This window comes from Wolbachia endosymbiont of Oedothorax gibbosus (assembly GCF_936270145.1).
GTDB lineage: Bacteria > Pseudomonadota > Alphaproteobacteria > Rickettsiales > Anaplasmataceae > Wolbachia.
Genome location: NZ_OW370537.1, coordinates 644,374 through 657,661, shown reverse-complemented (window position 1 = coordinate 657,661; position 13,288 = coordinate 644,374). Strand labels below are relative to the sequence as shown.

The following is a 13,288-nucleotide window of genomic DNA, read 5'->3' as shown; positions in this document are numbered from 1 at the left end:
CTAAATTTTTTATTAATTTAAGGGGTGATAAAAATGACTAATATAGTAGTATCAGGTGAGCAGTTGCAAGAAGCCTTTCGTGAAGTTGCAGCAATAGTGGATTCAACGGTGGCAATAACTGCTGGACCTAGGGGAAAAACAGTAGGGATTAATAAACCCTATGGTGCACCGGAAATCACCAAAGACGGTTATAAGGTAATGAAGGGTATCAAGCCTGAAAAACCACTAAATGCTGCAATAGCAAGCATCTTTGCCCAAAGTTGTTCTCAATGTAACGACAAAGTTGGTGATGGTACAACAACGTGCTCAATACTAACTAGCAATATGATAATGGAAGCTTCAAAGTCAATTGCTGCTGGAAACGATCGTGTTGGTATTAAAAACGGAATACAGAAGGCAAAAGATGTAATATTAAAGGAAATTACGTCAATGTCTCGTACAATTTCTCTGGAGAAAATGGATGAAGTAGCACAAGTTGCGATAATCTCTGCAAATGGTGATAAGGATATAGGTAACAGTATCGCTGATTCCGTGAAAAAAGTTGGAAAAGAGGGTGTAATAACTGTTGAAGAAAGTAAAGGTTCAAAAGAGTTAGAAGTTGAGCTGACTACTGGCATGCAATTTGATCGCGGTTATCTCTCTCCGTATTTTATTACAAATAATGAAAAAATGATCGTGGAGCTTGATAACCCTTATTTATTAATTACAGAGAAAAAATTAAATATTATTCAACCTTTACTTCCTATTCTTGAAGCTATTGTTAAATCTGGTAAACCTTTAGTTATTATTGCAGAGGATATCGAAGGTGAAGCATTAAGCACTTTAGTTATCAATAAATTGCGTGGTGGTTTAAAAGTTGCTGCAGTAAAAGCTCCAGGTTTTGGTGACAGAAGAAAGGAGATGCTCGAAGACATAGCAACTTTGACTGGTGCTAAGTACGTCATAAAAGATGAACTTGGAATCAAGATGGAAGATCTGACACTTGATGATCTTGGTACTGCTAAAAATGTTAAAATTACTAAAGATAATACCACAGTTGTCAGCGAAAATAGCGATTCTGACAGTGTAAAAGCTAGAATCGAGCAGATCAAATCTCAAATTGAAACTTCAACTTCTGATTATGATAAAGAAAAGCTAAGAGAACGTTTAGCGAAATTATCAGGTGGTGTTGCTGTGCTAAAAGTTGGTGGAGCAACTGAAGTGGAAGTTAAAGAACGTAGAGATAGAGTTGAAGATGCGCTGCATGCAACAAGAGCTGCAATTGAAGAAGGCATAGTTCCAGGTGGTGGAGTTGCACTTCTTTATGCTTCATCTGTTCTCGACAAATTAAAAGGTGCAAGTGACGAAGAGCAAATAGGCATAAACATTATCAAGAAAGTTCTCAGTGCTCCAATTAGAAGGTTAGTTAAAAATGCTGGTCTTGAGTCTGCTGTTATCATTGACCATTTGATTAAGCAGAATGATAAAGAGCTTATATACAACGTTGAGGCTATGAATTATGCTAATGCATTTACAGCTGGTGTGATCGATCCAGCAAAAGTGGTGCGCATTGCTTTTGAAACAGCGATATCTGTTGCGGGTGTGTTGATCACTACTGAATCTATGATAGTTGATGTACCAAGCAAAGAAAATGCTTCATCTCCTATGGGTGCAGGAGAAATGGGTGGCATGGGTGGATTCTAAATAGAGTGAAACCGTGGAGCAATTGCTCCACGGTAGTTCCAAAAAAAATCTCACATTTTACTATTCATTAAAGGTAATACGTTTGGTGCAGAAAGGCACTACTGTTTGCATCCGTTTTATCCCTTTATATTGTGGTTGTCTATAGCTAACCCAAGAAAGGTTTTCCTACGTCATACCGCCGCGGCGCTAACAAGTAGCGGAATGACGAATTTTTGTTTTTCAAATCGTCGTAAGTCAGTTTAGCTATATGTGTTTTCCACAATGACTTATTCTTTTCACCCATTTATATTACAGTTGTATATATTAGAATAATGCTATATTAATAAATAATCTATATAATGCTATTAAATATAATAATTAAAATCTAAATCACTTTCTCTATAAAAGGAGAAATTTAACTTAATGAAAATATATATATATTTAATATTGTTTTTATTTTTTTCTTGCACCCAACTATATGCTGACGAGGAAATTGCAAAATTTGATTTACTTATTGGCGAGATAAATGAAGCAAACCTCACTCTTAAAGGTGCAATAAAGGTTACAGTAGAACCAGGCTGGCATATATATTATAAAGATCCTGGAGATTTCGGCCTTCCCACGTCTATTAGTTACAAAGGTAACGCATCAAATATAAATATTCACTGGCCTATTCCAAAGGAGCATAAAGATAAAGTAGGGAGAGAGATGTTTGTAAGTAACGTATACGAGAATATGGTATTATTTCCCTTTAAAATGAACATATTTTTAAATCAAGAGTACATTGACCTTAACTTTCATATAAAATACGCGATATGTAAGGATAGGTGCATCCCTAAAAATGTTGAGATAAAAATCAGACAGCCACTAAAGAATTTTGTAAATTCTGATGTCAATAAACTTATAAATGAGTGGTATGAAAAATAGAGTTCTCATGGGGTAGGTATGCCGCCGCGAACCGTCATACCGCCGCGGTATCTCAAAGCATAGATCCCGCTAACACGTAGCGGGATGACGAATTACTTAACCATCATTACACCGTCATACCGCCGCGGTATCTCATCCGCTAACAAGAGATCCCGCTGCGGGATGACGATTGTCGGTGAACCTAAGTTACTTTAGCTATAAACATTAAGAAATTTACCAAATGAAAAAAAAGGCAAAAGAAGCCCTAGTCATTGTCTATTTTCAGTATTGGCGTTTTTAAAGTCTTAAACACTGCAATTTAGCTGCTTTTAAACGCAACTAACTTAAGCTATAAATGTTTAAGAAATTTACTAAGCAGAAAAAAAAGACAAAGAACCCCCGGAGTAGCTAGTTATTCCACTCTTTATTTTAAAATTTGACGTTGGGTGATGTCTTAAACGCTTTATAAGCGCGTTTCAGCTTATGTGGGTAAAAACCCAAAATTTTTATAAAGACATAGTATGCACATAGTGCAAAAATTAAACAATAGTACGCCAAATACAAGTCTTCTTGTCATTTTAATCTGCACAGATTGGGAAGTTAAATAATATAGCTTCAGTTTCATGATAAGGGCGCTGGCGGAGTTTGTCAAGTAATTTTAGCTCTGCCTTCTGAGGCTTTTACTCGTGACAACCACTGTGCCTGCGATCTTATCGTGCCAAGTTTGGCAGCGTTTGTTGAAATTTGACCATAAAAAGCCCAAGAATAATGGTGCAACTGATAGTATGAGGGAAAAAAATCTCTTGGTTGCTTGCCTTAAAGTCATTTTTCCGAAGGTTTGTGCATCCACAACTCTGAGCCCAAATAATAGTTTTCCAGGTGTAGCAGCAAACTTTACCCACATATATATTACATAGCAAAAGAGCATAATAAACTGGACTATTTGATTTAGGATCCACAGTTTACCAAGTCTACTCTGCATTGCCTTTTCTTCTATAGAAAGTGGCACTTGCATTTGGGATTTTGCAGCAATTTGACTTAATATTTTGCTATCCTCTGAGTTCATAAAGAGCTGATTTAAGGCTTGGCTGCAAAACTGCAAGAACAAAACGATAATAATCAAATCAAGCAATACTGATATATAGCGCCTGAGGCCCGTTACATAACATATCCCATTTTCATCCTTTTTCACCTTTTGAATAACATTTATAGAAGAAAAAATAGAGAATAAACGATCAAAAAATTTATGTAACATATATACACTTTCCAATATTTAACGTGCCCCTGGCCGGACTTGAACCAGCACACTTTCGCAAGCAGCAGATTTTGAGTCTGCCGTGTCTACCATTCCACCACAGGGGCATTAAGTTTTAATGCTATAGGCAACACAGGATTAGTCAATTTTTTTTATCTTTCAAATAAGGACTGAATATTCTACAATAATCAACAGTTACCCTCAAAACTCAAAATGAATGAATTAGCTGATTTCTTGGGGTCAAGAAATGTAGATAAAGAAATATGTAAATTACCGCATAACTTAGAAGCTGAACAGATGCTTATTGGTGCAATGATTCGTGATAACAGAATTTGTGATGCAGTTGAAGACACAATTACAGCAGAAAATTTCTATGATCCACTGCATCAAAGTATTTTTACGCAAATATCCAAAACCAGAAAACACGGCATAGTTGCCAATGAACTGAGCCTTAAAATGTTCTTTGAGAACGACCAAGCATTTACCGAATGTGGTGGGGTAGAGTACTTAGCGAAGCTTGCAGCGAAGGCAAGTATTGCACTAGATATCCACGGTTTGACTAGAATAATCCGTGATACTTACTTAAGGAGATGTTTAATTAAGCTCGGGCAAGAAATAGTTGGTGATAGCTACAACTACGATATTGAAAATCCTGCGCAGGCGCAAATTGAACAAGCAATGACAAAATTGTTCAATTTGGCAGTAAAAAAACAAGGTGAGAAAACATATATAAAACTTGCAAGTTCAATTAAAGACGTAGTTGAGAAGATCAGCGCACTGAAAAATAATCCAGAGGCGCTAGGCATTACAACCGGACTTCAAGATCTAAATCAACTTCTTGGTGGTTTGCAGAAATCTGATCTGTTAATTCTAGCTGCAAGGCCTTCTATGGGTAAAACAGCATTGGCGCTAAACATCGCACTTAATGCTTGTAAGATTTTGCAAAAAAGAGCAGATAAACAACACCATGTAGCGTTTTTCTCACTTGAAATGTCAGCAGAGCAATTAACTGCAAGATTGATTACTATAGATTCAGGGATTAGTTATTATAAAGCATTAACTGGGAGAATTAGTGATTTTGAATTGCATGAATTTATCAATACTAGTACAGAATTATCTGAACTGCCTTTCCTCATAGATGACACCCCTGCACTATCAATTAGCGCACTTCGCACCAGAATACGTTTGCTGTATCAATTATATAATGTAGAAGTGGTATTCATTGATTATCTGCAGCTAATCAGAGGAACAACAAAAAGGAGTAATGAAAATAGAGTGCAAGAAATCTCGGAAGTGACGCAGGGCTTGAAAGCAATTGCAAAGGAGCTAAATATTCCCATTGTTGCACTATCTCAGCTCTCTCGTTCTGTTGAGCAGAGAGATGACAAAAAACCACAACTTTCTGATTTACGTGATTCAGGAAGCATAGAGCAGGATGCAGATATAGTAATGTTCCTCTATAGAGAAGAATACTACGAACTGAGAAAGCAACCAGGTGAAGGAAGCAACAAACATCGAGAGTGGCAAGAGAAAATGGAAAAAATTAGAAACATTGCAGAGCTCGTTATTGCAAAGCAGAGAAATGGGCCAATTGGCAGTGTAAAGCTATATTTTGACTCTAATCGAGGTGCATTTAAAGATTATACGGAGAGGCATAGTGTGTAGCAATCTTTTGCCAACTCGCTATAGTTTGCTAATTTATTAATAAAATTGACATTACCTTTATTTATGCTATACTTTTAATAGTAAATTATTAATTTTAGTGAGGTACATAATGAAAAATATATTTAATAAAACTAACGCACCCTATCTTGTAGCTGGTGCTCTGGCTACTTTAGCTCTGGTATCATCTGAAGTAGTTGGTGTCTTAACTGCAGTTGCGGTTTTTAATGCGAGTCTTCCACTTATTGCAGGCCTTGTAAGCCTTGCCGTATTTTCTGCTGCAACTATTGCATTTTCAGCTGTAATGATTAGCAAAAACAATATTATTTCTCAACAAGAGAAGTTTGAAAGTCGTGTGGCTCAAAGGAAGCAGGAAGAAGAAAATGGAAGAGTGGAGTTAAAGGATGAGGGGAAACTTCCTGACGTTATTGCACTTCCGTATAAATTGAGTTCAGTTCCTGACGTTATTGCACTTCCGTATAAAAATTTTGAAAGTCGTGTAGCTGAAAGGAAAAAAGAAGAAGCAAATGAAAGGGCAAAGTTAAAGGATGAGGGGAAACTTCCTGACGTTATTGAACTTCCGTATAAATTGAGTTCAGTTCCTGACGTTATTACACTTCCATATAAAGATGATCAAGGCTGGGTTGTATGGGGTAAAGAGAAGGCACGTAATTGGATTCCTAGCTTAAAAACAGCAGGCTGGATAGCAGGAGGAGCAGGATTATTAGCAACAGCAACATATATCGCTGCCAATAGAGGATTGGGTGTTGCTGGCAACTCATCTAATGCAGTAGGCAATTCTACTAATAGTACTGAAAGTGGTGTATCAATCTCGAACTCATCATCTGTTTATTACAGACCTACTGATCAACAGATTAAGCAAAGTCAGATTTATGAGGCTAGCAAAAAACTAGCTGATCCTAAAAAGTTTGCCGAAAATAATTTCGGTATATCTGAAGAAGATGAGCCTCAATGGTCTAAGGATTTGCATAAATCAGAAACTACGGAAGAAATTATGGATGGTGATACTCTTTCCAATCTATTCTATGAAGGCAATAATAGTGGTTACCAATTTGCTACATCAAATGTCACTGAACCTGCGAGAATCAGCGAGACTGTTGGATCAAATCAAACAACTATTCCGGATAATGTTACTGTTTCTCAAGATAAGTATGCTGAACGTGAGTTTTCTTCTGTGGATGGTGATAATAAAAGTACTTTTGCTAATCTGTCTTCCGCCAGTGTGGGTAATGGTATAAACACATCAAAACAACAAGGTACTTTTATTGATTCTGTTGAATTAAAAAAACTAACTAAAGCACTTCCTACTTTAGCCTATCATAATGGTTCACCAAGGATTCTTTAAACATCAACCCTCAAAAAAACCGGCGTAGGTTTAGGCAGCGTAATGCCTAAGCTTACGCATGTGTTGCATGTGAATTGGTTCTTGTTTCCAAGTTCATTAATTATTTCCTTTTATGTCAAAATTTAACTTGATAACTTCTTAAAAATCCTTTATATGGTATTATATTTTATAATATGTGAGGGATAATCATAATGAGTAAAAACAATAGACTTCTTTCAAAATTGAGGGAGAGAGAGTAAGATCAAGTATTTGGAAGCATGAAATATAAGGAAATAGAAAAGTTAGAAGGAGAAAAGTTTCGACGTTTAACGGGGGTAAAAAAATCAACATTTAAGAGAATGGTAGAAATTCTAGATGAGGAGGATAAAAGGAAAAAAGCTAGAAGTGGAAGAAAAAGCAAACTTTGTATAGAAGATAGATTACTTATGGCACTGGAATATATGAGAGAATATCGTACATATTTTCATATAGGACAAAGTTATGGCATGAGTGAAAGCAACTGTTTTAAAATAATAAGGTGGGTAGAAGACACATTAATAAAACATCCAGATTTTGCATTACCAGGAAAAAAAGATCTATTAAATAGTAATGTAGAATACGAAGTTTTGGTAATAGATGGAACTGAAACAGCAGTAGAAAGGCCAAAAAAAAGCAAAAGCGCTTTTACTCTGGAAAGAAAAAAAGGCATACTATAAAAACACAAATAGTAACAGAGAAGAAGAGTAAAAAGGTCGTATGTACATCTTTCTCCAATGGTAGAAAACATGATTTTCGGATGTTTAGAGAATCAAAGATAGCAATATTACCGCAAACTAAGATCCTAGCTGATTCTGGTTACAGAGGAATGCAAAAGATACATAAAAATGTTGAATTACCACATAGAAGATCAAAAAAGAATCCTTTATCAAAGGAGAAAAAAGCAGAAAATAGATCTCTCTCTATACGAAGAGTGGTAGTTGAAAACGTAATCGGCTTATTGAAAAGGTTTAAAATCATTTCTGACAGATATAGAAATCGACGAAAACGTTTTGGCTTAAGATTTAATTTGATTGCCTCTATTCACAATCTTACTATTACCCACAAATATGTGGTTCATGAGCAAGTCTCCATCCTTCTGCTAGATCAAAGAGACGTCTCCACCCTTTCCAAAGAGTAATTGGTCCTGGTTTTGGGTCGCTTTTTCTTGCTAAATGACCTCCAAGTTGAGCAATCCACGAAACGGCTTCTTTTATAGTAGGGGCTATACTTGGACATGGTTTTCTGTGTATTTTAACATATAAAACTTTCCATTCTTCCTCAGCTAATAAGCCAGTACATGGTAATGTTGGGTTAGTTCTTGCAATTGATGTAATAAAGAAAATTCTCCAAGCAATAATGCTCATGACTGTTAAATACCTCATTAATCTTTCTGCTGTTCCAAGTCTACATTCCTCAACTTTGAGACCAGATTTTAAAATCTTATGCAATATCTCTATTTTCCATCTCAAACAATACCAACTAATTTTTTCAACAGCTTCTTCAAAAGTACTGACCGAAAGATTTGTTAAAAGCATCCACTCTAGCGGACTTGCTCCTGGAGGAGAATTTCTTTCAACAACATGAATTGCGTAAAGTTGTAGACTGAATAATGCTGCTGGTTTATATTTTATGTGACCTTCTTTACATTTTATGTGGCTTTCATGTGGACTCATCATAAATTTTCCGAATCTAATTTCTAGAAATGCTGTCCTTTTTTGCTTATCATCTCTAGCAGGGATTTCAACTTCTACTTTTCCAGTGCAAGGAAGACCTTGGATAAATGACCATAATTTTTGCTTATTCCTGGTATACATAAATTTTTTATTTACATTTCTGTTGTGACGAGCTCTTACTAAAATTGCTGAGTTAAGATTATGTGCAAGTTCAAAAAAATCATGTATATCTGCTTCTCTGTCACATACAGTTATAACCTCTGTTTGGGTCTGATCTATAATATTATTTGTTTTCTTTAAGCTTTCTAGCCATTTCATACTTTCTTTATCCTCAATATGAACGTTACTACGATGACTCTTTAGTCTTTTTTCTTCTTCAGAAATTGGTGGCCTCGAGTAAATCTTTTGATCCAATATTCCTAGTACCAAACCTTCCGTACTAACAGCAAGGGCTGTATGCATTACTGTACCTTTACCTCCTTTCCCAGCAATACTTCCCAATCCGCTTGTTTTTTTATGACTTGAGTATGAAATATAAGTTGTATCTTGAATTACAAGGACTCTTTTATGAGCTTTTGTTCTTTCAACTGTTTTATCAATGTGTGAAGCTAGAATATCAACTTCTTTTACGTTCTCATTTTGAAAAAAACGATATGCAGCTTTTGCTTCTGACCAACTTCCGCATGCCTCATTAATTGAGCTTTCAGGTGAACCTATCACACTATTAGCAATATTCACTAATCTTTCGGTCAATCTTTTATCTCCAAGTGAAGCATCTCCAAATTCATTTTTAGCCCACTCATTACTCTCGTTTGCCATTTTTATACCATCAATATTTGCAAACTCTAATATTGTAATACTTTATTCATAAGTACATCTATATTTGTGGGTAATAGTAAGATTCACAATAGAGAGCTCCTTTCATGAATTTTGAAAGAAGTCTAATGTACCCTATTATATAGCTGGAACTCTGACTACTCTAACTTTACTAGCATCAGGAGTGTTTGCTGTAGCTCCTTATATTGGTTTCTTAGCTCCAGTTGCAGCCTTGAGTGTTGGCCTTCCATTTATTATTGGTTGTGCTGTATTTTCTGCTGTAGCTATTGCACTTTCGTATGCAGCAGTTAGTAAGAATAAAACTATTTCTGAGAAGGAAGCTCAGCTTGCTGATGAAAAAAGTAAAGTAGAAGCTAAAGATAAAATAATTTCTGAGAAAGAAGCTCAACTAGCTGAGAAAAGTACCGACATTTTTAACCCGAGGAATCAGCTTGATGAAGAAAAAGCTAAAGAGGAGGAAAATTCTAAGCAAAAAATTGAAATTAATAAAAAAAATGAGGAGATTGATAATCAAAAAAAAGAAATAGAAGAACTTAAACACAAGAAAACTTTTGTTCCGCAAGCAATAAAGGATATCAAAGAAGTATTTGCATATGTAGCAGAAGCCTACAGTAGTGGGCGCGTTCATAACCCCAGTTGCGGATTAATCAATATAGTAAAATCTAGAAATACAGGGCTTTTTAGGCTTCATGGAATATGAAACTAATGTGGAAAAGACGTGCACCAAGAAATTTATTGGAGACCTGTGCCTTGAATGCTCAAGCTCAAGTCTGTCTTTTAGGTAGCCAAAAACTGTTTCAATAATCGACCTTTTTCTTAAAAAAATCTTTTCTTCAAGTAGCATTAATGTGTTTTTCATACCTTTTTTTACTTTGGTAACGAGTTTTAGTCCTCTATCGAAGAGTTTTGCAAAGAGCTCTTTCTTTATATAGCCCTTATCACCAAACAAAAGACCAGTCAGTTTTTCAGTTAATTTTGGTACTGGTTTTCTGTCGTCAACGTTACCTTTAGTAAGTGTAACTCCTTGAATTTCACCTTTTTCATTAATTACCATATGCAATTTAAAACCAAAAAACCAGCCATATGTAGTCTTTCCAAGCTTTGCCAATCCTTTGAAAACTTTGTTTCTTGAGATTCTTTTTGGATGGCAAACAGCGATAGATGTTGCATCTATGTACGAAATCCCTGTCATTTTCGACTGCTCACATAGCCATTGCAAAAGTAATGCTAAATACCATAAAACCCTCGGTTTTAGCCTAATAAATCTACTATATGTTGGCAAATTTTGAAACTCAGATCCATATAGTGCTTTCAAATAATATGTATAGAAAGATTTAAAGTCCTCACATCTAGATTGTTGATAAAGTAAAATTATAGTAAGAATTTCAGAATGCGTAATCTCTGGCGTTCTGGTAGGTTTTTTACTGTTTGGCAGGAGTTTTTCTGCGAAATTTTTGTTTATAGCCTTGCAAAAATCGTCTACAAAGCAAAATAATTCTGTTACATTTTTATTCATGGGTAACCTCTCTACTTTTTGATAATATGTTTCCGGAGTTTACCCTATTTCCCTATCTTTTTCACTGACTTCTAATCCGCAACTGGGGTTCATAGTACTATTAAGCGGCGCCGTAGTGATGTTGCGAATGACTTAAAAAATGTCGTAGGTAGTGCGAAAAATGCTTATGGCACATCAGTTGAGTATACAAAAGGAGCACTTAGTGGTATTGGAAATAAATTAAAAAATTTTTGTGGTACATCAGTTGAGTATACAAAAGGAGCACTTAACAGCGTTGGAAGCAGCTTATACAGTAGATTTCATGGTACTAAGGTTTCTAGTCCGGAAGAGCAGTTTAAGCGTGAAGATGGATCTAAACCTAATATGCAAGAACCAACTCGTTTGGATTATTTAAATATTGATAACGACGTTCCTAAGCAACCTGATCATTCTGAGGATCAGGATGTATTTTATGATGAAGAATCTGGTGATGAAAAAGATCCTAAGATTTCTAGCCCAAAAAGTCAGCCAACTAAAGAAGAAAATGGTCAAGGCTGGTTTGCATGGGGACTAGAAAAGGCTAGGTCAGTAATGACTGAAGTAGTAGTGGGAGGTGCTGATGTTACTAAACCATATTCTGCTAAAGACAACTAAGGCACCTGCACCTAACTTGAATATGTAGACAGCGGTGTGCACTGTCGTTAACTAGAGATAATCTCATCCAGGAGAAATAGTGTAAAAACTATTTCTCCACTTTAACATCAAACTTCGAAAAGAACGGCGTAGGTTTAGGCAGTGTAGTGCCTGAACTTACGTACGTGTTGCACAGAGATTTTAAATCACGTTGCTCTTTTGGAATTTGCAATTGATCGAGTATCATTTCCGCTGACCTCGGGACAATTGGCTGCAATAAAGTGCCAATTATCCTGATGTATTCCAGTAGCTTATAAATTACTAAATTCATGCGTTCTCTATCAGTTTTGCTTAGTGTCCAGGGTGCACTTTTATCTATATAAGCATTGGCTTCAGAAGAGATGTTGATGATTAGAAGTATAATCTGGTTAAATTCATACCTTGCAAGATGATTCATGATTTGATCAATTATGGACTTACAATTTGGCAAACTCTCATCATCTTTGAGTAGATTTCGATCAACTGTTGGCACAACTCCAGAGCATTGCTTGTGTAAAAATGAAATTGTTCTTTGTACTAAATTGCCTATATTGTTTGCAAGTTCTGAGTTTATGCGGCTGATCATATTCTTCTTGCTAAAGTTGCCATCCTGGCCAAAACTTGCTTCCCGAAGGAGAAAATAGCGTAATTGATCAACACCAAACTCTTGAGCGAGGCCGATTGGATCTATGACGTTACCAAGGGACTTGGATATTTTTTCTCCCTCGTTTAGCCACCAACCATGAACTGCAATTTGTTTCGGCAGTGGCAAATCCGCTGCAAGGAGAATTGCCGGCCAATATACGGCATGAAAACGCAATATGTCTTTGCCGATTACATGAACGTTGAAAGAGCGTTCTAATGTCATTCCAGTGCATAACGCTGGAGTCTGTGTTTTCTTCTGGATCCCAGTATCAAGTACTGGGATGACAGATGGTGGTTCTGCCCAAAACTTCTTATATTCTTCACCTTCAGTACTAGGGAAACCTATTGATGTAAGATAATTGGTTAATGCATCTATCCAGACATAAATTATATGCTTGTCATTACCTGGTACTTTTATTCCCCAGTTAAAACTAGTACGAGAGATTGAAAGGTCAGTGAGTCCCGATTTTACAAACGATATCACTTCATTTTTTCTGCTCTCAGGAAAGATAAAATTTGGCTGATTTTTATAGAGTTCCAGTAATTTGTTTTGCCAGTTTGACAAGCGAAAAAAATAGCTCTCTTCTTTTATCCACTGAACTTCAGCGCCTGTTGGTGCTTTGCCATCTATCAGCTCTGATTCCTGATAAAATGCTTCATCACGAACTGAATACCAACCCGAATAGGAATCCAAATATATCTGTCCCCTTTCTTCGAGCCTATTCCATAGAGCTGCCACTGCTTTTTTGTGACGTTCCTCCGTAGTGCGAATAAAATCGTCATACTCAAAATTCATGAACTTAGCTAATTCTTTAAATGAAACGCTTACTTCATCTGTAAATTCTTTTGGCTGCATTTCCTTTGCTTTAGCTGCTTTTTCTATTTTTTGTCCATGTTCATCTGTGCCGGTGGTAAATTTGACATTTTTCCCAGCTAGTTTCATGAACCTTGCCACAACATCACACAAAAGAGAAGTATATGCATGCCCGATATGCGGCTTGTCATTTACATAATATATTGGCGTGGTGATGTAAAAATTCTCGAATTGTTCCATTATGCAGTGCTTAAAGCTTTATCGTATATGCACTAGTGGTAAA

General features: G+C 36.1%; 10 protein-coding genes, 1 tRNA gene and 1 pseudogene. 7 read left to right on the top strand and 5 right to left on the bottom strand.

Annotation, left to right across the window (positions count from 1 at the left end; all coding sequences use genetic code 11):
• The first annotated feature begins 33 nt into the window (after positions 1 to 33).
• A complete protein-coding gene (gene groL / locus NBW37_RS03235; protein ID WP_250296891.1) occupies positions 34 to 1,683 on the top strand; it encodes a chaperonin GroEL in 1,650 nt (549 codons plus the stop codon).
• Positions 1,684 to 2,085: 402 nt separating this feature from the next.
• A complete protein-coding gene (locus NBW37_RS03230; protein WP_250296890.1) occupies positions 2,086 to 2,589 on the top strand; it encodes a protein-disulfide reductase DsbD domain-containing protein in 504 nt (167 codons plus the stop codon).
• A gap of 637 nt (positions 2,590 to 3,226) precedes the next feature.
• Here the strand turns inward: NBW37_RS03230 and NBW37_RS03225 are convergent.
• Positions 3,227 to 3,823, bottom strand: coding sequence for an RDD family protein (locus NBW37_RS03225; RefSeq protein WP_250296889.1), 597 nt, complete (start codon positions 3,821 to 3,823; stop codon positions 3,227 to 3,229).
• Between the two features lie 24 nt (positions 3,824 to 3,847).
• A tRNA-Leu gene (locus NBW37_RS03220) sits at positions 3,848 to 3,930 on the bottom strand.
• Positions 3,931 to 4,036: 106 nt separating this feature from the next.
• On the opposite strand from NBW37_RS03220, the gene NBW37_RS03215 reads away from it, so the two are divergent.
• The 3 genes and pseudogenes from NBW37_RS03215 to NBW37_RS03205 form a co-directional block, all read left to right on the top strand.
• Positions 4,037 to 5,488, top strand: coding sequence for a replicative DNA helicase (locus NBW37_RS03215; RefSeq protein WP_250296888.1), 1,452 nt, complete (start codon positions 4,037 to 4,039; stop codon positions 5,486 to 5,488).
• Positions 5,489 to 5,597: 109 nt separating this feature from the next.
• On the top strand, positions 5,598 to 6,851 hold the full coding sequence (locus tag NBW37_RS03210) for a hypothetical protein (protein ID WP_250296886.1): 1,254 nt from the start codon (positions 5,598 to 5,600) through the stop codon (positions 6,849 to 6,851).
• Positions 6,852 to 7,108: 257 nt separating this feature from the next.
• Positions 7,109 to 7,926, top strand: a pseudogene (locus tag NBW37_RS03205) (IS5 family transposase); the annotation flags it as partial.
• On the opposite strand, the gene NBW37_RS03200 reads toward NBW37_RS03205, so the two are convergent.
• The gene (locus NBW37_RS03200; protein WP_250295910.1) at positions 7,925 to 9,361 is read right to left on the bottom strand and encodes an IS4 family transposase; all 1,437 of its coding nucleotides are present in this window, start codon (positions 9,359 to 9,361) and stop codon (positions 7,925 to 7,927) included. The pseudogene NBW37_RS03205 and the gene NBW37_RS03200 sit on opposite strands and share 2 nt — an antisense overlap.
• A 181-nt stretch (positions 9,362 to 9,542) precedes the next feature.
• Here NBW37_RS03200 and NBW37_RS03195 point away from each other — a divergent pair, with 181 nt between their 5' ends.
• A complete protein-coding gene (locus NBW37_RS03195) occupies positions 9,543 to 10,079 on the top strand; it encodes a hypothetical protein (protein ID WP_250296885.1) in 537 nt (178 codons plus the stop codon).
• Here the strand turns inward: NBW37_RS03195 and NBW37_RS03190 are convergent.
• Positions 10,023 to 10,895: an IS982 family transposase gene (locus NBW37_RS03190; RefSeq protein ID WP_250295817.1), complete on the bottom strand. Its 873-nt coding sequence runs from the start codon at positions 10,893 to 10,895 to the stop codon at positions 10,023 to 10,025. The two genes, NBW37_RS03195 and NBW37_RS03190, sit on opposite strands and share 57 nt — an antisense overlap.
• 363 nt (positions 10,896 to 11,258) lie before the next feature.
• Here NBW37_RS03190 and NBW37_RS03185 point away from each other — a divergent pair, with 363 nt between their 5' ends.
• Positions 11,259 to 11,528, top strand: a complete 270-nt coding sequence (locus NBW37_RS03185; protein WP_250296884.1) for a hypothetical protein — start codon at positions 11,259 to 11,261, stop codon at positions 11,526 to 11,528.
• Positions 11,529 to 11,616: 88 nt separating this feature from the next.
• Here NBW37_RS03185 and metG read toward each other — a convergent pair whose 3' ends face one another.
• Entirely contained in the window at positions 11,617 to 13,245 is a 1,629-nt protein-coding gene (metG, locus tag NBW37_RS03180; protein ID WP_250296882.1) for a methionine--tRNA ligase, read from the bottom strand.
• Positions 13,246 to 13,288 lie beyond the last annotated feature (43 nt).